The sequence below is a fragment of the Trichocoleus sp. FACHB-262 genome, assembly GCF_014696035.1.
GTDB lineage: Bacteria > Cyanobacteriota > Cyanobacteriia > FACHB-46 > FACHB-46 > Trichocoleus.
In genome coordinates this window covers 319,123-340,412 of sequence record NZ_JACJPK010000108.1, presented here as the reverse complement: position 1 = coordinate 340,412, position 21,290 = coordinate 319,123, and the positions used below count along the sequence as shown (strand labels likewise).

16 protein-coding genes are annotated in these 21,290 nt (G+C 49.0%); 12 read left to right on the top strand and 4 right to left on the bottom strand.

The window, feature by feature from the left end; translation table 11 throughout:
• Nucleotides 1–325 precede the first annotated feature (325 nt).
• The 6 genes from dnaK (at nt 326) to H6F68_RS27050 (ending at nt 8,401) form a co-directional block, all read left to right on the top strand.
• On the top strand, nt 326–2,248 hold the full coding sequence (gene dnaK / locus H6F68_RS27075) for a molecular chaperone DnaK (RefSeq protein WP_190433173.1): 1,923 nt from the start codon (nt 326–328) through the stop codon (nt 2,246–2,248).
• 321 nt (nt 2,249–2,569) lie between these two features.
• A complete protein-coding gene (locus tag H6F68_RS27070; protein WP_190563842.1) occupies nt 2,570–3,457 on the top strand; it encodes a hypothetical protein in 888 nt (295 codons plus the stop codon).
• A gap of 196 nt (nt 3,458–3,653) precedes the next feature.
• Nucleotides 3,654–4,580, top strand: a complete 927-nt coding sequence (locus H6F68_RS27065; protein WP_190563840.1) for a hypothetical protein — start codon at nt 3,654–3,656, stop codon at nt 4,578–4,580.
• A 42-nt stretch (nt 4,581–4,622) separates the two neighbouring features.
• Nucleotides 4,623–6,701 (top strand): proline--tRNA ligase, encoded by a 2,079-nt coding sequence (proS, locus tag H6F68_RS27060; RefSeq protein ID WP_190563838.1) that lies wholly within the window; start codon nt 4,623–4,625, stop codon nt 6,699–6,701.
• Between the two features lie 120 nt (nt 6,702–6,821).
• The gene (locus H6F68_RS27055; protein ID WP_190563836.1) at nt 6,822–7,628 is read left to right on the top strand and encodes a DUF2993 domain-containing protein; all 807 of its coding nucleotides are present in this window, start codon (nt 6,822–6,824) and stop codon (nt 7,626–7,628) included.
• Nucleotides 7,629–7,759: 131 nt separating this feature from the next.
• Nucleotides 7,760–8,401: a GerMN domain-containing protein gene (locus H6F68_RS27050; RefSeq protein ID WP_190563834.1), complete on the top strand. Its 642-nt coding sequence runs from the start codon at nt 7,760–7,762 to the stop codon at nt 8,399–8,401.
• Between the two features lie 22 nt (nt 8,402–8,423).
• Here the strand turns inward: H6F68_RS27050 and H6F68_RS27045 are convergent, their stop codons facing one another.
• Complete coding sequence (locus H6F68_RS27045; protein ID WP_190433152.1) at nt 8,424–8,801, bottom strand: helix-turn-helix transcriptional regulator; 378 nt, start codon at nt 8,799–8,801, stop codon at nt 8,424–8,426.
• A gap of 466 nt (nt 8,802–9,267) precedes the next feature.
• On the opposite strand from H6F68_RS27045, the gene H6F68_RS27040 reads away from it, so the two are divergent.
• The gene (locus tag H6F68_RS27040) at nt 9,268–10,776 is read left to right on the top strand and encodes an ATP-binding protein (protein ID WP_190563832.1); all 1,509 of its coding nucleotides are present in this window, start codon (nt 9,268–9,270) and stop codon (nt 10,774–10,776) included.
• Here H6F68_RS27040 and H6F68_RS27035 read toward each other — a convergent pair.
• Nucleotides 10,773–11,159, bottom strand: a complete 387-nt coding sequence (locus H6F68_RS27035) for a RidA family protein (RefSeq protein WP_190563830.1) — start codon at nt 11,157–11,159, stop codon at nt 10,773–10,775. The genes H6F68_RS27040 and H6F68_RS27035 overlap by 4 nt on opposite strands.
• 140 nt (nt 11,160–11,299) lie before the next feature.
• On the bottom strand, nt 11,300–12,457 hold the full coding sequence (locus tag H6F68_RS27030; protein WP_199300382.1) for an acetamidase/formamidase family protein: 1,158 nt from the start codon (nt 12,455–12,457) through the stop codon (nt 11,300–11,302).
• A gap of 208 nt (nt 12,458–12,665) precedes the next feature.
• On the opposite strand from H6F68_RS27030, the gene H6F68_RS27025 reads away from it, so the two are divergent.
• Nucleotides 12,666–13,616, top strand: a complete 951-nt coding sequence (locus H6F68_RS27025) for an ABC transporter substrate-binding protein (RefSeq protein ID WP_190563828.1) — start codon at nt 12,666–12,668, stop codon at nt 13,614–13,616.
• A gap of 63 nt (nt 13,617–13,679) precedes the next feature.
• On the opposite strand, the gene H6F68_RS27020 is transcribed toward H6F68_RS27025, so the two are convergent.
• On the bottom strand, nt 13,680–14,528 hold the full coding sequence (locus H6F68_RS27020; RefSeq protein ID WP_190563826.1) for an ABC transporter permease: 849 nt from the start codon (nt 14,526–14,528) through the stop codon (nt 13,680–13,682).
• Nucleotides 14,529–14,741: 213 nt separating this feature from the next.
• Between H6F68_RS27020 and H6F68_RS27015 the strand changes: the two genes are divergently transcribed.
• The 4 genes from H6F68_RS27015 (at nt 14,742) to H6F68_RS27000 (ending at nt 21,257) form a co-directional block, all read left to right on the top strand.
• Nucleotides 14,742–15,587, top strand: a complete 846-nt coding sequence (locus H6F68_RS27015; protein ID WP_199300380.1) for an ABC transporter ATP-binding protein — start codon at nt 14,742–14,744, stop codon at nt 15,585–15,587.
• Nucleotides 15,588–15,604: 17 nt separating this feature from the next.
• Nucleotides 15,605–18,376: a transporter substrate-binding protein gene (locus H6F68_RS27010; protein ID WP_199300378.1), complete on the top strand. Its 2,772-nt coding sequence runs from the start codon at nt 15,605–15,607 to the stop codon at nt 18,374–18,376.
• An 86-nt stretch (nt 18,377–18,462) separates the two neighbouring features.
• Nucleotides 18,463–19,431, top strand: a complete 969-nt coding sequence (locus H6F68_RS27005; RefSeq protein ID WP_190563824.1) for a phosphate/phosphite/phosphonate ABC transporter substrate-binding protein — start codon at nt 18,463–18,465, stop codon at nt 19,429–19,431.
• Nucleotides 19,428–21,257, top strand: a complete 1,830-nt coding sequence (locus H6F68_RS27000) for a sensor histidine kinase (RefSeq protein ID WP_190563822.1) — start codon at nt 19,428–19,430, stop codon at nt 21,255–21,257. The genes H6F68_RS27005 and H6F68_RS27000 overlap by 4 nt, the downstream gene beginning before the upstream one ends.
• Nucleotides 21,258–21,290 lie beyond the last annotated feature (33 nt).

Genomic DNA, 21,290 nt, shown 5'->3' with positions numbered 1-21,290 from the left:
GGGGGGGGTCGGGGGGACGCAGCCGTCCCTCAGCGGGGGTTTGGGGGCGAGTGCCCCCAAGGCTCGGATTCTCTTCCTAAAAAGGGGCAGAAACGAAGCCATCTCTCCAGAACCGACCATCCAGGTTCGGTAAATACCCCTTCAAGAGAAAGGCCAAGGACAAGCAGTATAGAGATTAGTGCGGTTAGTCTGGTCTGGCGTCACACAGTAGCTTAGCTGCCGACAAAACTCCAGTTCAGGTCTCACCCTGCCCCACCTCTAACCAAACTTGGCCTCTGAAATCGCTAAGTCTTTTGTATTGAATTGAATAGAGCCGGAGAATTTTATGGCAAAAGTTGTTGGTATTGATTTAGGCACGACAAACTCGTGTGTTGCGGTGATGGAGGGTGGCAAGCCTACTGTGATTGCAAATGCAGAAGGCTTCCGCACCACCCCGTCGGTTGTCGCCTTTGCAAAGAATGGCGATCGCCTCGTGGGTCAAATCGCTAAGCGCCAAGCGGTGATGAACCCCGAAAACACCTTCTACTCAGTGAAGCGGTTCATCGGTCGTCGCTTTGACGAAGTATCAAACGAACTCACCGAAGTTTCCTACAAAGTCCTCAACGGCAACGGCAACGTCAAAATCGACTCCCCCGCTCAGGGCAAGCAATTTGCGCCTGAAGAAATTTCTGCCCAAGTTCTGCGGAAGTTGATCGAAGACGCTAGCAAGTACTTAGGTGACACAGTAACTCAAGCAGTCATCACCGTTCCTGCTTACTTCAACGACTCCCAGCGCCAAGCTACCAAAGATGCTGGCAAAATCGCTGGGGTGGAAGTGCTACGGATCATCAACGAGCCGACGGCTGCTTCCTTGGCTTACGGTCTCGATCGCAAGAGCAACGAAACCGTTCTCGTCTTTGACTTGGGTGGTGGTACCTTCGACGTTTCCATCCTAGAAGTGGGCGATGGTGTCTTTGAAGTATTAGCGACCTCTGGTGACACTCACCTGGGTGGTGACGATTTCGACAAGAAGATCGTAGATTGGCTCGCTGATCAATTCCGTAGCGCTGAAGGCATCGACCTCCGCAAAGACAAGCAAGCTCTCCAGCGCCTGACTGAAGCTGCTGAGAAAGCCAAAATTGAGCTGTCTAGTGTTACTCAAGCGGAAATCAACCTGCCCTTCATCACCGCGACTCAAGACGGTCCGAAGCACCTTGACACAACCTTAACTCGCGCCAAGTTTGAAGAACTGTGTGCAGACTTGATCGATCGCTGCCGTATCCCCGTTGAAGCTGCTCTTCGTGACTCCAAACTCGACAAGAGCGCGATCGACGAAGTGGTACTCGTAGGTGGTTCTACCCGGATTCCGGCGGTACAAGAAATTGTGAAGCGCGTGCTGGGCAAAGACCCCAACCAGACCGTTAACCCTGATGAAGTCGTAGCGGTTGGTGCAGCCATTCAAGCAGGTGTACTTGCAGGTGAAGTCAAGGACATCTTGCTCCTCGACGTAACCCCGCTGTCTCTAGGTGTGGAAACCTTGGGCGGTGTGATGACCAAGATTATTCCTCGCAACACCACCATTCCTACCAAGAAGTCCGAAGTCTTCTCAACTGCGGTAGATGGTCAAACCAACGTCGAAATCCATGTCCTGCAAGGTGAGCGGGAAATGGCCAACGACAACAAAGACTTGGGTGTGTTCCGTCTAGATGGTATTCCTGCGGCTCCTCGTGGCGTGCCTCAAATCGAAGTCACCTTCGACATTGATGCCAACGGTATCTTGAATGTTCGTGCCAAAGATAAAGGAACTGGCAAAGAACAGTCGATCAGCATCACTGGGGCTTCCACTCTGCCCAAGGACGATGTGGAGCGCATGGTTCGCGAAGCTGAGCAAAACGCAGCAGCTGACCAAGAGCGGCGTGAGAGGATTGACCTCAAGAACCAAGCTGACTCCTTGGCTTACCAAGCTGAGAAGCAAATGGGTGAGCTAGGTGACAAAGTTCCTGCGGGCGACAAGACCAAGGTTGAAGGTTTGATCAAAGACCTGAAGGAAGCTTCCAGCCAGGAAGACTACGATCGCATGAAGTCACTCACGACCGAATTGCAACAAGCTCTCTACAGCATTGGTAGCAACATCTACCAGCAAGCGGGTGGCGGCGCAGCTCCTGATGGTGCAACTGGAGCACCTGGTCCTGATGCTGGCCCGACTGGCGGCCCAACTGGTGGTGGTGACGATGACGTGATCGACGCTGAGTTCTCGGAAACCAAATAAGCAGTTGATTCGTCAACTTTAACGAATCGCTAGATCTGTACAACCTAGGGTCTGATAGTTTCAGGTAGCATGAGAGGTTTCTCTCGCTCCTGCTCTATCAGACCTTTTTATTTAGCGCCCCGTTTGACGGTCTGCTTGGCGCACTATTAAGCTGCGCTTGTGTTGACTGCTACTGGCAAATTTTGCGGAAACAGCGTTAATTAAAGAGGGCGATCGCTCATTGTCATCACTGTTAAAAGAGTTGAGCTGGAAACGCTTCAGCCAGCCGACAGTCAGTTACGGTGAGCATCCCATTACAGGGTAGCTGGAGGCAGAAATGCAATGAATTGGCCAAATCAATTACTAATAGGTGCGATCGGCACAACAGCGATCGCCTTAGCGATGGCAGCTCCAATCCAAAGCTTAACTCTCTACGGCACCACCCTAAATTCCGAGCTAATTCAAATTGACCCCGATTCGGGTAAAGGGACTCTGGTTAGCCAATTAGCTTTAGGAGCCTCTCCTTTTGGTTTAGCCACCCACGGCAACAATCTCTACACCTACGATCAAGTGAGCGGTACGATTCTGCAACTCGATCCTTTAACCGCCAAGACTCTCAACACTTTTGATGTTGGCATTAAAGAAGATGGGGAAGGAGAGTTAGCCTTTCGCAAAGATGGCACTGGTTTCTTGACCAGCAGCTTTGGACCCACTGGAACGTTGTTTAGCTTTAATCTTGCGGGACTTAGCTCTACTCAAATTACGCCCCGCGACAGCTTGACTCCCAGCCTAGATGGTTTGGCCTTTGACCCCACTGGCGTGCTCTTTGGCCTCAGCCAAAACCAAGTAGATTTATATACAATTGACCCCACTACAGGAGCCAGCACCTTCATTGGTGATCCAGGCTTAGACAGTTCTTTTGTAGCAGGCTTAACCTTTGCTCCTAGTGGCACCCTCTACGCTGCCGTGAATAACGCCCTGTATACCTTAAATCCGCAAACTGCGGCAGCGACTTTGGTTGGGAATACGGGCTTTACTCGCGTCTCAGGACTCGCATTCTTTGAAACCAGGTCCACCAATCCGGATTCTGGTCCCGGTACTCCATCCGAACCACCAGTTCTCCCTCCCCCAGGTAGCACTGACCCTAATTCTATTCCTGAGCCGACTTCGGTCATGAGTTTGCTGCTCCTAGGAGCGTTGGGTTGCTGGTCATTGCGGCTCAAGTACTGATTTCAAGAAAGGGTTTTCAAGGAAGGATTGGCTGGCGATCGCCCTGACTGACCCTGACACAATTTCTTAAGACAATCCAGGGAAAAGCGAACTTCTAGTTTGGAGTTAAAGATACTTAGAGGTTTAACTACGACAGGTTGATTCTGAGGGGAAAGCGCTCAGGCTTGTCAGCGATCGCAGAGTTGGGTTTTTCTCCATGCCAAATCACCCTCTGTTCTATCCTGTATCTGAGCATCTACCCGCCACACCGCTCCATGACCAAATCCAGATTGCCTTGGCGATCGCTGATCCACAAGTTCTGAAATCGCTGCTGACGAACTGTTTGCCTGCGATCGCGCAACCCCACGAAATTGGCGAAGTCAACGCAGAAATCGGGATTCCCTTGCAGGATCAACAAACTGCGGATGCGGTGGTTCACTTTGAGGCGGTGAAATGTGTCTTGGCAGATTCTCCCCCTGCAACGCCTTCAAGGGAAGCTGAATCGTGCCATAGTCCCTATCGCCACCAGACCAAAACGAGCCAGAGCAAACACTCCAAATGCGAGTCGGAAACCCTGACGCTAGCTCACAACGTTTCTCTAGCTCAGGCGATCGCGCTTTTAACAAAAGTCGGATTTGGGCCTCAGCAAGCACAGGAAATTTTGCACCTGTCCTACGAAGCCTCGCATAAGTCTTGGTGGTACGCCTTAGATGCAACAGGGCAGTTCTCCATCCCGTTTCTGCGCTATATCCGCACGCTGCGCTACCCAGACGGCACCGTCTCCTTGCAATACAAAGATTATTTCTCTGAAACCAAGCCTGTAGGTTTTCAAAGCTTGCCGCAGAAGGTGTTGGTTATAGTCCGTGAGGACAGCGAAAGTTTTAGCCAAACGCTCCGCCAAATCAATGCGGATAGAACGGCGCTAGGCATCACTCAAGCAATCTTGATTTGCAACACGATCGCTGAGTTGGAAGCGCAAGCTTTTATTACACAAGGGATTAGCCTTTATCCTGCCACTGAGTTGATTTTGCCTACCCAAGCCAACTGTGGCATTTGTGCCACTCATACCTGCCCGATGAATGGTACTGCTGATTCTGCGATCGCCGTTTGTTATCGCTTTTGCTTAGAGGGCAGCTACGTCTGAGCGGTTAATGAGATAATAATCTCCGGTCTGAAAGGGGAACCTATGCGCCTGTCTCAAATGCTCTTTGTCACACTGCGGGAAGATCCAGCGGAAGCGGAAATCCCCAGTCATAAATTGTTGTTGCGGGCAGGATATATCCGGCGGATTGGTAGCGGGATCTATGCCTATTTGCCGCTGATGTGGCGGGTATTGCAAAAAGTCTCCCAAATTGTGCGAGAAGAAATGAATGCTACGGGAGCGCAGGAATGCTTGCTGCCGCAATTGCAGCCTGCGGAGTTGTGGCAAGAGTCAGGGCGTTGGGATACCTACACCAAAGCCGAAGGCATCATGTTCTCTTTGGTCGATCGCCAAGAGCGGGAAATGGGACTCGGCCCTACCCACGAAGAGGTGATCACCACAGTCGCACGGGAGATGATTCGCTCCTACCGGCAGTTGCCCACTCACCTCTATCAAATTCAGACCAAGTTCCGCGATGAAATTCGCCCTCGCTTTGGCTTGATGCGCGGACGCGAGTTCATCATGAAAGATGGCTACTCTTTCCACGCCACAGAAGACAGCCTGAAAGAAACCTATCAGGCTATGCACCAGGCTTATAGCAATATGTTCCGGCGCTGTGGGTTGGCGTTTCGCGCGGTAGAAGCAGACTCTGGCGCAATTGGGGGTTCTGGCTCCCAGGAATTTATGATTCTGGCGGAAGCGGGCGAAGACGAAGTGCTCTACACCGAGGATGGCAAGTACGCCGCCAATGTGGAGAAAGCAGTGTCGCTGCCTGTGGATGCTGAACCCTCGGCTTTCCCAACCTACGAGAAGCGCGAAACTCCGGGTACTGACACGATTGAAAAGCTCTGCCAGTTTCTCAAGTGCTCCCCCACCCAAATTGTCAAGAACGTTTTGTACGACGTTCGATATCGGCAGAAGGGCGTTTTTCTTGAATTCAGATGGATCGTTCTAGTTTCCATCCGTGGCGATCAAGAAGTAAACGAGGTCAAGCTACAAAATGAGCTTTCAAGATTGAAAGGTGACGTAACAATTGTCTCCTTACAGCCTTTGGAGACCAAAGTGCGAGTCACTTCAGGGTTAGAGCCTTTACCTGTTGGTTACATAGCACCTCAAATAGATTGGAGTAAGTACTTTTCAGATCAAGTAAAACTTGAATCCTCTGAAGATTTAAAGGGAGTTTTCTCACTGAAAGCTATAGGTCAAGCGAACAAAGTCTGGAAGCACATACCTTCAACAGCAAATCTTACAGACCCTAGCCACGCCTTAGACGAGATCAATAAAGCTGTTGAAGCGTACCTTAAAGAGTTGAGTGCCAAAAAAGAATTAACCTCTGAGGAAAATGATGCTTTCTCTGAAGAAGGAGGATTAAAAACTCAAATTTCTCAACTACGGTCGCTTTTGCAACAAAAGAAAACAATCTTGGAGTTTAAGCAGTTAGTAGACCAAACAGCAGTTGACCTCAAGAACTTTGTCACTGGAGCCAATGAGTCGGGTTATCACGTGGTGGGGGCCAATTGGGGCGACCAGTTCCAGTTGCCGAAACTTGTAGTTGATTTGCGGAAAGCCAAACTCGGCGATCGCGCGGTGCATGACCCTAGCCAAACGCTGCAAAGCGCTCGTGGCATTGAGGCGGGTCATATCTTCCAACTCGGCACCAAGTACTCTAAGGCGATGGGAGCCACTTACACCAACGAGCAAGGTGAAGAAGCACCGTTAATTATGGGGTGCTATGGCGTCGGCGTTTCTCGTGTGGCCCAAGCGGCGGTGGAGCAATCCTACGACAAAGATGGCATTATTTGGCCTGTGGCGATCGCCCCTTACCAAGCGATCGTGGTCATTCCTAACGTGAATGATGCCGAGCAAGTCAAAGCGGCTGAAACGCTTTACTCCGAGCTAAACCAGGCAGGAATCGACACCTTGCTGGATGACCGGAATGAGCGGGCTGGGGTCAAATTCAAAGATGCTGACTTGATTGGCATTCCTTACCGCATCGTCACAGGCAAGTCACTCAAAGACGGCAAGGTGGAAGTGGTGCAACGGGCAACCAAATCAGTTCAGGAACTCCCACTCACCGAAGTGGTGTCTACTCTCCAGCAATGGGTAAACGCCGCCTGCTCCTAGCAAGACCCCTCCCCAACCCCTCCCCGACGCGGAGAGGGGCTTTGACTCTGGCTCTCCTTCCCTAGTAGGGAAGGGGCTGGGGGTTAGGTCGGTCGCACCTCCTCAACTCCGGACTTGGTTATGGAATTCCTCACCATTTTTCTGTCGAGCCTGATTGCTCTGGTTTCACCCGCAGGCTTAGTGCTCGATCGCGTGGCTGAAAATGCCGTGCGATCGCAATTTAAGTCGGTGGAACAGTTGCAGGTGCGAGTTGATAACGCACCGAGTTACCAAGTTGTGCAAGGCAAGGCAGAAAAGGTGAGGATTGCCGGTCGAGGATTGTTTCCCCTGCCAGAATTCCGGATTGCGGCATTAGACGTTGAAACCGATCCGATTGACATCAACCCTCGCGGCGGGGGTAAAGGTCTGAAGCTCGATCGCCCGTTGCAAGCAGGGGTACATCTGGTTTTAACCCAAGCAGATATTAATCGCGCCCTCAGTTCCCCGACAGTGACCAAGCGCTTGCGGGATTTGGGGGCTAGCGCCTTAGAGGACTCGGAAGCTCAGCAAGTACAACGCTACGACTTTCTCAACCCGCAAGTGGAGTTGCTGCCCAATAACCGGATTCGGGCCAAGGCAGAGCTGCAAGAGCAAGGACAAAGCGATCGCTTGCAGATTACCGTCGAGTCGGGTCTAGCAGTTGTGGCTGGGAAGCGATTGCAATTAGTAGAGCCGCGCATTAGTGTGAACGGGGAAGCAGTGCCCCAGGAAATCCTCGACCCGATCGCTAGGGGAGTCACGGAGCGGTTTGACCTTGACCAATTAGCTGGGCCAGCAGTAACGGCACGAGTCCTACAATTAAAGGTAGTGCCAGAGCAACAGATCGATATTGTCGCTTTTGTCCGCGCTGAAACACCTCCAGCTTCTCCTGCCACCCCATCAAACTAGAGATTGGGCGAAAAACTTGGGTATGCTTTTGTAGTCACTCGGACTTCACCATATAACTTTGGTGGGTTGTTACCGTCATCGGCTCTGGTAGTGCATTTACCACACTACTAACCTTTCAACAGGAGCTTCCTATGGAAGACCAATCTCGGACCCGTCCAGTTTCTGTCGGTCTAATTGCGGGCTTGTCAGCCTTGATTATGGCGGCAGGGGGAGGAGCCGCTTGGCTGGCTTGGCAATCCTCTCAACCGGACTTCGCCAGTCGGGTTCCCAATGCCACCAACTCTACAGATTTTTCCACTACCAAACCGCCGCAAACTCAAGCCGCTCAGCCTGCTCAGGAAGAGGTAGCCCGACCCTATTGGCTTCAAGACACAGGTAAAGGACTAGAAACTGTACCCAATCAGACAGCTTTACAGACTGACTTGCAGCCAGAAGCCGCTCTGAAAGCTGCCTTTGCTGAATTATTGACTGGCCCTAAGGGGAAAGATACCGCGATCGCCACGACCCTGCCTCAAGGCACGAAACTTCGCAGCCTAACCGTGGAGCCAGACGGTATTCATATTGACTTTTCAGAGGAGTTTACTCAAGGGGGCGGCAGCGCCTCCATGACGGGTCGAGTGGCGCAAGTCCTTTACACCGCTACCAGTCTCCAGCCCGATGCTAAGGTTTGGCTCTCCGTGAATGGCGAACTGCTAGAAACACTAGGGGGTGAAGGCTTACTCCTGGATCAACCCTTTACTCGCCAAAGCTTTGCCAGAGACTTTCCACTCTAGTGCTCTGATTTCGTGTTTTGGCCTAATGTTCGGGAGTGCTGACGCTGATGGACTGCTCAGCTAGACCAAAGGTGCGGAAGTAGTGAGCTTGTTGCTCAATCCGGGTGGCGAGGCGATCGCAAACTAAGTTACAAAGCTCAAAAATCAGGTCATCTTCGATGCTGTAGTAGGCCGAAGTTCCCTCAGTCCGTCGGCTCAAGATTCCTGCTTGCAGCATCACCTTTAGGTGCTTAGAAACATTAGCTTGACTAGTTTCCGTAGCCTCGACCAAATCTTGTACGCATTTCTCACCATCGCGCAACAAGTTCAAGATTCGTAGACGCATTGGCTCACTCAAGATACTGAAGTACTCAGCAATTTGCTGCATCACTTCTTGCGGTACGGGCTGCATTAACTTCATGCCAATCTGACCACAAAGGGAACTGATCCCCACATATTAGCAGTCAAAACCAACTTGACAATAGAGGGATCAACAAAGCTGTTTATTCACCGCTACTTTTGTGAGGATTTGTTGAACCTCAAGCTCAGCAATCTTGCAAATTTTTCTACTTCAGTATTAAATTCATCCGGATGACCGCCATAGCCACCAGAATTCTTAGTTTGATCACAAAGTTAGTGCAATCAAGTATAAAAAGACACGATATTGTCGGATTATTCAGTTCATAGTTTTAGTATTCAAAAACACATTTATCTCTTCTCTGCCTGTCATCTCTAAGGTAGGACCAAAAAGCTCACCATTAGGTCACAGAGGTAACAAGTAGTAAGTTTTTACCATTGGTTTAATCACCTTTTCGGTGGAATTAGGGTGCTCAAACTGTTTAGCCTAGGCCCATCGTTTCACAGAGGTAATTGAGTGCAGAAAGGTCATGAACAATGCATCTGTGAATCGTGATGTTTCTCACAAGTTACTTCATTTGGAGTTATTGTCTGTGTTCAGTTTTGGCAACAGTTTCGATTTAGAGCAGCTTAATACCAGCCGAGAGATTAATGCAGCAGTGGTGAATGTAAGCGGTCGCCAGCGGATGCTCTCTCAACGGACAGCTTTGTTCGCTTTGCAACTAGTTTGCAGTCGTGATGAAGCTGAGCGGACCCGGTTGCAGTCTGTCTTACTATCGGCGATCGCGTTGATGGAGCAGTCTCATCAAGGGTTGCTAAAAGGAGATGCCAGCCTGAAACTGCCAGGGCGTTTGTCTCCGGCTCTGCAAGCGATGTATTTTGAGCCGCCGTTGAATCTGGACCAACAAGTCCGCGACTACATTTATCAGGTGCGAGCGATCGCGACGGCTCCAGCCGCAGAACTAACTTTAGAAAATCCCCATTTGCAAGCGATTCTGAGCGCTGCTTCTACCAGGTTCCTAGAAACCTTAGATGCAGTCGTGAGCCAATATCAATCAGAGAGCGAAGCCGAACAACTAGCTATTGATTTAAGTCACGCAGAACTGTTTCAGCAGCGCGAGGCAGCGACGGCAGCGGCACAACAACAAGCGCAGCAACTGGAAACGATGTTAGTTGAGCTGAAACAAACCCAGGCGCAACTGATTCAAACTGAGAAAATGTCTAGCCTGGGTCAATTAGTGACAGGTATTGTTCAAGAAATTAACAATCCTGTCAACTTCATCTATGGAAATTTGGGGCATGTGAGGGAGTACAGCCACAATTTACTCAATCTATTAGCACTCTACCAAAAGTACCACCCGCAACCTGAGCTAGAGATTCAACAACAAATCAAACTGGCTGACCTCGAATTCTTAGTTCAGGATCTTCCCAAGGTTTTAACTTCACTGGCGGTTGGGGTTAAGCGAATCCAAGCCATTATTTTATCTTTACGCAGCTTTTCTCGACCCGATGATGCCTGCATGCGACAAGCCAATATTCATCAGAGCCTCGACAACACATTGTTACTCTTGCAGCATCGCCTGAAACCAGCGGGTGGCTTTCCAGGGATTCAAATCATCAAAGAGTACAGCGATTTACCCTTGATTGAATGCCATCCAGGTCAAATTAATCAAGTTTTTATGCATCTTTTGAGTAATGCTATTGATGCTTTGAGAAGTAGCGATCGCAGTACTCAGAATTGCACCGACAATTCTTGCCTACTTCCCAGAATTACCATTCGCACTAAAGCAGAAGATACAAGCACAATCACTGTTTCGATTGCTGATAACGGTCCTGGGATCAGCGATGAAGTAAAAGCTCGACTCTTTGAACCTTTTGTTACCACTAAACCGATGGGAAAAGGAACTGGAATCGGGCTTGCTCTCAGCCAGCAGATTGTGACAGAAACTCATCAAGGGGCACTTTGGTGTGTCTCACAATCAGGCCGAGGAGCAGAATTTTGCCTCAAGCTACCGCTCCAACCAGCCATCGCTACCTAATCACCGCAATAAACAATTAAATCAATTTCTACATCACCTAACCCTGCCAATCCAATTACTCCGACTGTGGTTCGGCTCGGTAAGCGATTAGCTGGAAAGTAGGCAGAATAAATTTCATTGACAGTTTGATATTCACGAAAATCAGTAATAAAAATCCGACTCATCACCACTTTGTCTAGACCCGTACCAGCATGCTGCAAAACTAATTTTAGATTCTCCATGACTTGCTTAGTTTGCTCCGCGATCGGACCTCGCACAATCTCTCCAGTTTCAGGGTCTTCAGATAATTGACCTGTGATAAATAGAAAGTCACCTGCTCGAACTGCATGAGAGTAAGGAGCAACAGGAGGTAGCGTATTGGGCAAAGTGATATATTCGAGCACAGGGAAACTCCAATTTCGACAAGTTTTTTGCGTTTTTTCGACGTTTTACCGCCTTCTTCGCCTCTCAGCGTTCCCCAAAGTGTGTTCTAAAAAACAATTTAGAAAATGCTTCGAGTTTCTATGCAGCGTGAGCCTCTAACTTAAACTTCAGGTAGATCAGGTGTTGGTAAAAATAACTGTTTAGGAAGTGCAGCGTGACAGCCTCGTCGCTGATTCACTACTTGAGTAATCCCGAAGTCTACTGCAACTGACATGAGGGCATAAGCTTCGTCAGCACTCATCTTACGCTTGGTTTGTAGGAAGTCCAGCATTTGATCGGCGCACTGAAGCACCGCTTGGTTGAGATCATCGTGAAAGCCGTGGGTAATCCAGTGGGATTGAGTTTCCAGGAGAGGGCTGCCGATGGGAAAGTCTTTCAAGAGCGAGATTTGCAGCCAAGCATTCATTGATGCTTCGATCGCGGTGCCTGAAATTTCGCCATCTCCTTGCCCCATGTGAGGGTCCCCAACAAAGAAGTTGGCTCCGGGCGTAAACACGGGATAGTAAACCGTAGCTCCTGCTCCCATGCGCCAGTTATCGATGTTGCCACCAAAAGGTCCAGGGGGGACGCTATTGACGCGACCCTTTTGCGGAGGAGCTACCCCCATAATGCCGAAGTGAGGTCGTAGAGGAATAGCAACATGGGTTTTGATCGGCTCGCGGTGGGTGGCTTCAGGCGGCACTATCAATCCCGGTTGGTTATACAATGGGCGCTCTTTGAAGTCGTAAGCAAAGGCAGGTTGGGCCAATCCCGATGCAGTATCTAGTTTGTAAACAGTAATGCGCTCTTTGCGGAAGCTGTTGTAGAGGTAGCCCCAATGAGCGGCAATGTTAGCTCCATAAGGCAGACGCGGCGTGGTCTTCAAAATTCTGACGACTAGTGTGTCTCCTGGCTCAGCATCCTTCACCGCGATCGGACCTGTCATGATGTGTAAGCCTGGACCGCGATCGCTGACTTGTTCGTAGACATCCCGCACCCCTTGGTCCATCATCAAATCGGGTGCTCCTCCCGCTTGATGAGTCAAGGCTTCCACATAAACAATGTCCCCGGAGTTAATCGTGAGGACTGGGGGCAAAGACTGATCAAAAAAGCCCCAGAAACAGGTGTTAGGCGTGGCTTTAAGGACATGCAGGTTTCCCGCATCTCGCACAGTCTCAGCGATCGCCAAGATATCCAGTTTGGCGACTTCCGGATCTCGACAGAATTCCATTGCATAGGCAGATGAGTCTTGATCAGAGTCATGCGGATGTTCTGTCATTGATCCACCCCACAGGGACAAGCACTGAATCAGTTAAACAATAGCTTAGATAAACTTAGAGCAAACCAGCCAGCCACAAATGCTTAAGGATCATACAGTCCGGAAGTAGGGTGATGCTTAACTAAGTTCAGGTACTTACCAGGAATTGAGTATGTTCAGAAGTATGCTTAATCGCTATCGAACAGGCTTTCTATTCTTTTTATTTTCATTGGCCTTGTGTTTACCCATTGCTTGTAGCTCTCAACCTCAAACCAATTCTGTTGCTAATCAGCCTTTGATTGTTGGGGTTCCCCCTTGGCCAGGATTTGCTGCCCAATATGTCGCGACAGATTTGAATCTGTTTAAAGCAGAGGGCATTGAAGTTAAGGAGGTTTTCTTCCCCACCCAAAGTGACCCTAATACTGCTTTATTAGCCAACAAAGTTGATCTAGCTTTGACGGGAGTTCCTGACTTAGTGCCGTTGGCTCAGCGCGACACTTCCATCAAACTATTAATGCTCTTTGACTATTCAGATGGCTCTGACGGCATTATTGGTCGTGACATTAGTCAACCCTCTGATTTAAAGGGTAAAACCGTAGCTCGGGAAAATCTTTTGTTTGAAGTGTTACTACTACGACGCTATTTAGAAAAAGGCGGGTTAACAGAGAAAGATATCAAGATTATTGATACTTCAGCCGCTAATGCTGCTGCTTCATTTGCTGCCAAAAAAGTTGATGTTGCCGTAACTTATGATCCTTGGATGGTCAAAGCAGCGAAGCAAGGCGGCGGCAAGATTCTGTTTACTAGCAAAGACAGCAATATTGTTCCTGATGGTTTGATCGCCAAGGAAAAGGTGATTCAAACCAAGAAATCTGAAATTTTAGCCTACATGAAAGCGATCGATAAAGCGGTAAAGCTGGTTCAGCAAAAAGATGAAAAAGCGATCGCTATTGTAGCCAAGCGGCTCAACGTTACTCCGGAAGAAGCCGCGCAACAAGTGGGGGGAGTTAAGTTATTTGGCATTGAAGATAACAAGAACATTGTCTTTAACCCTCAACATCCTAGAAACGTCTTTGACAGCCTGAAGTTCGCAGCCAAAACTGCCAAGGATATGAACCTAACTCCCGTTGTAGTGGATGTTAATAAAATATATGATGATTCTCTAGTGAAGTCACTTTGAGCTAACTCAATCAGCAAGTTTGGTGAGTACTTGATGCGATCGCACTCATCCAACTAATGGCTTTTAATGATTTTTATCAGTCGCCCAAGGTACAACTAAGTTAAAGAGTAACTTGAAGCTAAAATCTATTAGTAAGCCTACCAAACCAATCACAATAATCCCCACAAAAATGGCATCGGTTTGATAAGCTCTTTGAGCCATTAAAATCCGATAACCTAAACCGGAGCTGGCTGCAATCAACTCGGCAATCACAACAAAATTCCAGGCCGTCGCGATATTAATTCTGAGAGTATCAATAATATGAGGTAGCGTAGCTGGAAAAATCACATCGAAGAAGATGTCTTTTTCTTTTGCTCCCAAGGTATAGCTAACCTTAATTAAATCACTTGGAATAAACTTGACGGCATCAGCAATCATCAAGACGTTATAGAAAAAGGTGCCCAGAAAGATAATGGCAATTTTGGCTGGCTCATCAATGCCAATCCATAAAATAATTAAAGGGATGAAAGCAGCGGTCGGCATATACCGAAGCAACCCCAAAATTGGTTCCAGAAGCCCTTGCATACTCTTGAAGGCACCAATTATTAACCCCAAAGGAATGCTAAGAATAGCTGAAGCCAAGAAGCCCCAAACTACTCTTGACAAACTAGCCATTAAATCTGCAATTAATTCTCCACTTTGTAGTGAAGTATAGCCACGAGCTAACACAGTAGTCGGGCTTGGCAAAAACTGACTATCTACCCAGCCGCTGTAAGTGATGCAAGCCCAACTTAACAGAGGTATTGAAATAGATAGAAGCACCATCAAAAAATATAGACGCTTAGAAATCTCACCCCGAATTTTCCAGAGACTACACCAAGCCTGAAATAGCTTTCTAGTCATAACTTTGGTTAAACTTTGGTAAAAATTCATTGGATGTTGCCCAAGTTAGCACGCCCAAACTAGTCATCTGAGGGCAGCGATCGCTTACCTACCTGCCTTGGCTAAAAGTTCAGGGCTAAAAGTTCAGGTCAACAGCCCTTCGGTTACATCCGTTACGCCTAGATTGCCCAAGGGCATGCTGAAGATAGAGGGTCTGAGGCACTACCATCGGTCGGACTCATGCTCACCCTGAGGCAATTCGCAATGGCACCGTCTACTAGACCTCCTAATTCCAGTCTTGAAACCGCTTTCAGGGTTGATGGCATAGCCACCTCAATGGGTCAACCCAAACTAGCGGTTCACCACCTCAGCAAAACCTTTCAGAGTCAGAGACAGCCGCTGGTAGTCTTGCAAGACATCAACCTCCACGTTTGCCCCAATGAGTTTGTCTGTATTGTGGGCAAGTCTGGTTGCGGTAAATCAACCCTGCTGAATATTGTGGCGGGGCTGGTTCCACCCACGTCTGGACAAGTGTTGATGGATGGGGTAGCAGTGCAAGGCCCCGGTCGCGATCGCGGTTTAGTCTTTCAAAGCTACACGCTATTTCCCTGGCTCACCGTCGCTCAAAACATTGGTTATGGGCTAAAGTTGCAGCGTTTACCCAAACCGGAACGGAGGCAACGGGTAGCGTATTATTTAGACGTAGTTGGGCTAACTCAATTTTCCAAAGCTTATCCTAAACAGCTATCGGGTGGGATGAAACAACGAGTGGCGATCGCGCGGGCTTTAGCGAATGAACCAGACGTTCTCCTAATGGATGAACCGTTTGGCGCTTTGGACGCCCAAACCAAAGAGCAGATGCAGCAGTTCGTGCTCAATCTTTGGGAGCAAACTCACGTCACAGTTTTGATGATTACCCACGACGTAGAAGAAGCAATTTTTCTATCTCAGAGAATTTATGTAATGAGTGCCCATCCAGGGCAAATCAAGGCAGAAATTGGCATAGATTTGCCAACGCAGCGGGATATGGAACTGAAGTTGACCCCGGAATTTCTGCAAATTAAACGACAGGTCGTTCATACCATGCGCGATCGCCTTGAGCCAGGCTAATTCAGCATGTCAGGTTTATGAGCAGTTTGGTAGCACAGCGCACGATGAATCCTCCAGATGGCACCGTCCGAGTTGGAATCCTCCATTCTTTAAGTGGGCCGCTAGCAATCAGCGAATCGTCTCTGAAAGATGCTGCCTTAATGGCGATCGCTGAAATTAACCAAGCCGGGGGAGTCCTCGGTCAAGCGATCGTACCTGTAGTGGAAGATAGCGCTTCTGACCCTTACGTCTTTGAGCAAAAAGCTAGAAAGCTCCTAAAAATTGAGCAAGTCGTCACCTTGTTTGGCGGTTGGTCTTCCACAGGCCGCAAGTTGGTCTTACCTGTCTTAGAAGAATTCGATCGCTTGCTCTGGTACCCCGTGCAGTATGAAGGTTTGGAGTGTTCCAAATACATTTTTTACACAGGAGCCTGCCCCAACCAGCAAGTGGAGCCAGCCGTTAATTGGTTGTTTCAGCATCAACATCGCCGCTTTTATCTCCTGGGGATGGATTATGTCTTTCCCAGAGTTGCGAACAAAATTATCAAAGCGCGGTTGAAGCAACTGGGAGGCATGACTGTGGGCGAAGCCTATCCCGCTTTAGAAACCACAGATTATCGCTCCGTGATTGAGCAAATCAAACAAGCTAGACCCGATGTCGTTTTTAGTACTTTAAACGGCAACGGCAATGTGGAATTTTACCAGCAGTACCATGCAGCGGGGATTTCTGCGGCAGAAATTCCCATCATGGCGGTGAGCGTGACTGAAGACGAACTGCAACGCATCACTCCAGCAGCGATGGCAGGACACTACGCTACTTGGAGCTATTTCCAAAGCATCGACAGTCTGCCTAACCAGGCTTTCGTACAACGGTTCAAAACGCTGTATGGAGCAGAGCGAGTCACCAGCGATCCCGTCGAAGCCGCTTACAGCCAGGTTTATCTATGGAAACAGGCTGTTGAAACCGCTGAATCCTTTGAAACCCACCCAGTTCGCTGTGCCGCCTATGGCCAAACCTTGATTGCCCCTAGTGGTTTTATTCAGATTGAGCCGAATCACCATGTTTGGAAGAGTTGCCGCATTGGCGAGATTTTGCCCACGGGGCAATTTCAGTCGCTATATGTCTCAGAACGCTCGATCAAACCCCAACCCTGGTTTGGTGTAGATGAATCTGATTTGAGAGATTCAGCTTTAATCCTTGACTTACTAGCAGAAGTGCCCCAGGTGATCCAGTACAGCTGCCAGCTAGAGCGCAAGTCGCGAGAACTAGAAGTGGCGATGGCCGAACTGGTGAACACCAATCAACATCTGCAACAAGCCAAAAATCAGTTGCTAGAGTTGACCAAGCGAGAAGAACTGCTGAAGCGTCGCCTATCCATTCAAATCCGGAGCACGCTAGAGCTAGAAACCATTGTCCGGACTGCTGTCCAGGAAATTCACCATCTCTTCGAGATCGATCGCTGTGAGTTTCTTTGGTACAACCAGAGCGAGGAAGCCGCTCGGTTTAAACTGGCCCATGAAGTTTCTGCGCCTCACCTGACTCATCGCTCCTTGCCACCCCCCACGATCGCCGTGGAAGTGCTAGGGGAAATCTTGCTGAAGCTGAGCCCGCTGTGGATTGACAACATTGCCACGGCTCCTCAATTAGACACTAGGAGCCGAGAAGCTTTAACGGATTTAGGTCTAGTTTCTTTGCTAGCGATCGCCATCTATACCAATTCTGGACAAATCGGAGCCATTGTTTGTGAGCATTACAGCGGCTCTCGGTCTTGGAGTACGGATGAAGTGGAGTTATTGCAAGATGTCGCCGACCAGTTAGCGATCGCGATCGATCAAGCCGAGCTTTACGCTCAGAGTCGAGCCACCGCTGCTGCGGCTCAAGCCCAAGCTCAACAGCTCACCCAAGCCTTAGCAGAACTGCGAACCACCCAAACCCAGTTAATTCAGACTGAGAAAATGTCGAGTTTGGGCCAGTTGGTCGCAGGGATTGCCCATGAGATCAATAACCCCGTGAATTTTATCTACGGCAACCTGAGTTATGCCAACGAATACACGCAGGATTTGCTAAAACTCATTGATCTATATCAGCAGCATTATCCTGAGCCAGCATTGGAAATTCAGCAACATCGCCAAACCAACGATTTTGAGTTTTTAGTTGCAGACCTGCCGAAGATGCTGAGCTCTATGAGAGTCGGAGCCGATCGCATCCGTCAAATTGTTCTATCGCTCCGCAACTTCTCTCGGCTAGACGAATCAGAGATGAAACCTGTCAACATCCATGAAGGAATTGATAGCACTTTACTCATCCTGCAAAACCGCTTCAAAGTCCGACCAGGCTCTCAAGGGATCGAGGTGATTAAGCAATATGGCGACTTACCCCAAGTAGAGTGCTACGCCGGACAGTTGAATCAGGTCTTCATGAACATCTTGAGCAATGCCATTGATGCCTTGGATAGTCAAAGTGAGGCAGCGATCGCATCTGGTCTGGCAGAGCCTGCACCCACTATTACAATCCGCACTGAAGTCTTACATCCAGAGCGAGTTACTGTGCGGATTCAAGACAATGGCCCTGGTATGACTGCTTTTGTGGTTCAGCGCTTGTTTGATCCATTTTTTACTACCAAACCCGTTGGTCAGGGAACAGGCTTGGGGCTCTCTATCAGCTACCAAATCATTGTGGAGAAACATCGAGGAACCCTTTGGTGCAACACCCAACCGGGGACAGGAGCAGAGTTTTGGATCGAAATCCCCATTAGCCAAAGTGCTCCATTCCTCGTTAATGAAGCTGAAGCCGCCTCTGTGCCTGAGTAGTCTCCTGAATAGTTGTAGGCAAGCTCAAAGCACGAGATGCCCGTTGAATAAAAATAAACCGTAGACATTAACCAACTCCCCACCTCATGCCAGCTACATTGTCTTTTCTCACTCGTTTTAGCTGCCGCACCTGGGTTCGCTATAGCCTGGCACTGTTCCTGATGCTGCTCAGTGTGAGTTGCGGGTCTCAATCTGGCGATCGCCCTACTCCGTCAGCATCCAATCCACCGACAACCAGCAATCGGGAAGTCAAAGAGTTCAACGTCATTGATGTGGCGGTAATTCCAGCTCTGAGTCCTAAAGAACAAGAAAAACAACTGGAATCTCTCGCAGAGTATCTAGAAAAGTCGCTGGGATATCCCATTTACTTTCAAGTTACTCCGAGCTATGAGCAAGCGGTTGAGCTGCTAGTGCAGGAAAAGGTAGAAGTTGCCTATTTGGGGCCTTTAACCTATGTGCTGGCCCAACAGCAAAACCCTCAAGTTGAGCCGATCGTCGCTCCGATTGAAAAAAGTACAGGTCGTCCTTCTTATACCAGCGTCATCATTGCTAGGAAAGCTGCTGGAATTGATAGCTTGAGCGATCTTAAAGGCAAGCGGTTTGCCTTCGTCAGCCGATCCTCCACCTCTGGTTACTTGGTGCCAATGGCTCACTTCCAGAAAATAGGTCTGCGTCCAGACCAAGACTTTGCCACCGTCAAATACTCTGGCAACCATGACAAAGCGCAGGCGGATTTGGAAGCAGGCGTGGTAGACGCGATCGCCGACAGCAGACCCTCTTTGCTAAAGCGGCAAAAATCTGGCAAGCTTGACCCCAGCCAGTACCAGATCATTTGGGAATCCGCTCCCATCCCCATGTCACCGATTGTTGTCTCTAAGAAACTTTCCCCGGAAATCGTTTCTAGCCTTAAAAAAGCTCTAATTAATGCTCCTGAGGGCCTTGCAGACGTTACAGGAGCTGAATCTGCGGGATATACATTGGTCGAGGATGCTGATTATGAGCCGATTCGACAATTACAAAAGGCCTTAGAGGCAAATTCTGGTCCAAGACAATGAAGATTTGGCAGAAGTTTATTGGCTCATCGCTGGTGGCGGCTGGGTTGGTGGCTAGCTTCATGAGCGGCAGTACCCTCCTGATTAAACAAGCCGATCAGTCGATCCAGGCGAGCCGGGAGAAAACCATTCAAGCTCGGATCATTTCCTTAGAGCTGCAACTTTCCTTACGCGAACAACTACTAGCGCTCAAGGCTTTTTTGCTGACGGATCAAGCAGCGGCAGATATGGCCGATTACCAAAAGGCGATGTCTAACTTTTTGATCAGCTTGGAAGAGTTGGAGCGCATTATGCCAGAGGCCGCAGAAATCCCTGTCGTGCGACGGCGACATCGTTTCTTAGTGCGCTTGGCAGGAACCCTGACCAACACACCCGCCAAGGGAAATCAAATTCAGCAAGATTTACGAGCCTTAGACTCTTTTGGTAAAGACATCGACTTTTATTTGGCTCTATTAACCGATACGGCTCAACAGCAGGATGTTTTGGCTCAGCAAGCTGGACAACAGTTTAAGCAAGGAGCCCAAGCTTTTACCTATGCCATTATTGGGCTAATTGTTTTGGTCTTGGTCGGTCAATTTTTATTGATTTTGCTGCCCGTCATTCGTTCTATCCATCAGCTCCAACTAGGTGCGGCGACAATCGGAGCTGGCAATTTAGACCATCAGGTAAACATCTCCACTGGTGATGAAATTGAGAAACTGGCGCAAGAGTTTAATCAGATGGCGGCGCAGTTAGCCGAGCTTTATCGTTCCTTAGAACAGAAGGTGACTGAGCGGACGGCAGAACTTGTGCGGGTCAACGAAAGTTTGGAAAGTGAGATCAGCGATCGCAAGCAAGCCGAAGCCTCACTACGGCAATCGGAGGAACGGGAACGCGATCGCGCCCAACAGCTAGAGCAAGCCATCGAAGAACTCCAACAAGCCCAATCCCAACTGATCCAGACTGAAAAAATGTCCAGCTTGGGGCAACTAGTGGCGGGAGTAGCGCACGAAATCAACAACCCAGTCAACTTCATTCATGGCAATTTGGAGTACACCCATACCTATGTGCAAGATTTATTAGAACTCATTCATCGCTACCAGCAGCACTCTTCTTCAATTCCGGCGGAAGTCCAGCAATATGCTGACGCAATCGATCTAGACTTTCTGCAAATTGATCTGCCTAAAATGCTGGCTTCGATGAAAGTTGGCACTCAACGGATTCGCCAAATTGTGCTTTCGCTCCGCAACTTTTCTCGCCTCGATGAATCGGACATGAAACGCGTCAATATTCACGAAGGCATTGATAGTACGCTGTTAATCTTGCAGAATCGGCTAAAAGCTAAGCCAGAACATCCAGGCATTGCAGTGGTCAAAGAGTACGGTGATTTGCCGCTAGTCGAGTGCTATACGGGGCAACTCAACCAAGTCTTCATGAATATTCTCAGCAATGCGATCGATGCTTTGGACAGCTACAACCAGACGCGATCGGCGGTAAAGCTTCAAAGTCATCCTAGCCAAATTCGCATTCGCACAGAACTCGTGTCACCGGATCGGGTCGCCATTCGCATCGCTGATAATGGTCCTGGCATGACCCAGGAAGTCAAACAGCGCCTATTCGATCCATTCTTTACCACTAAGCCCGTGGGCCAGGGGACAGGATTAGGACTATCAATCAGCTACCAGATTGTGGTGCAGCGACACAGAGGAACCCTACATTGTGAGTCCCAACCCCAGCACGGCACTGAATTCTGGATTGAAATTCCGGTACAACAAACCTATGCCCAAACTTCCCACTCAGCCGTAGCCGCACTTCCCGTACCAGAAGTAAGCTCGCAGGGCAGTTACTAACCTAAAACTACCTTGCGGGCTAAGAATCCGTAG

Excerpts from the sequence above, each read along its gene's own strand:
- H6F68_RS27065 (WP_190563840.1), top strand. The coding sequence starts at position 3,654 with ATGCCAAATCACCCTCTGTTCTATCCTGTATCTGAGCATCTACCCGCC.
- H6F68_RS27070 (WP_190563842.1), top strand. The coding sequence starts at position 2,570 with ATGAATTGGCCAAATCAATTACTAATAGGTGCGATCGGCACAACAGCG.
- H6F68_RS27010 (WP_199300378.1), top strand. The coding sequence starts at position 15,605 with ATGAGCAGTTTGGTAGCACAGCGCACGATGAATCCTCCAGATGGCACC.
- H6F68_RS27030 (WP_199300382.1), bottom strand. The coding sequence starts at position 12,457 with ATGACAGAACATCCGCATGACTCTGATCAAGACTCATCTGCCTATGCA.
- H6F68_RS27055 (WP_190563836.1), top strand. The coding sequence starts at position 6,822 with ATGGAATTCCTCACCATTTTTCTGTCGAGCCTGATTGCTCTGGTTTCA.
- H6F68_RS27015 (WP_199300380.1), top strand. The coding sequence starts at position 14,742 with ATGGCACCGTCTACTAGACCTCCTAATTCCAGTCTTGAAACCGCTTTC.
- H6F68_RS27005 (WP_190563824.1), top strand. The coding sequence starts at position 18,463 with ATGCCAGCTACATTGTCTTTTCTCACTCGTTTTAGCTGCCGCACCTGG.
- H6F68_RS27020 (WP_190563826.1), bottom strand. The coding sequence starts at position 14,528 with ATGAATTTTTACCAAAGTTTAACCAAAGTTATGACTAGAAAGCTATTT.
- H6F68_RS27050 (WP_190563834.1), top strand. The coding sequence starts at position 7,760 with ATGGAAGACCAATCTCGGACCCGTCCAGTTTCTGTCGGTCTAATTGCG.
- proS (WP_190563838.1), top strand. The coding sequence starts at position 4,623 with ATGCGCCTGTCTCAAATGCTCTTTGTCACACTGCGGGAAGATCCAGCG.
- H6F68_RS27040 (WP_190563832.1), top strand. The coding sequence starts at position 9,268 with ATGAACAATGCATCTGTGAATCGTGATGTTTCTCACAAGTTACTTCAT.
- H6F68_RS27000 (WP_190563822.1), top strand. The coding sequence starts at position 19,428 with ATGAAGATTTGGCAGAAGTTTATTGGCTCATCGCTGGTGGCGGCTGGG.
- H6F68_RS27045 (WP_190433152.1), bottom strand. The coding sequence starts at position 8,801 with ATGAAGTTAATGCAGCCCGTACCGCAAGAAGTGATGCAGCAAATTGCT.
- dnaK (WP_190433173.1), top strand. The coding sequence starts at position 326 with ATGGCAAAAGTTGTTGGTATTGATTTAGGCACGACAAACTCGTGTGTT.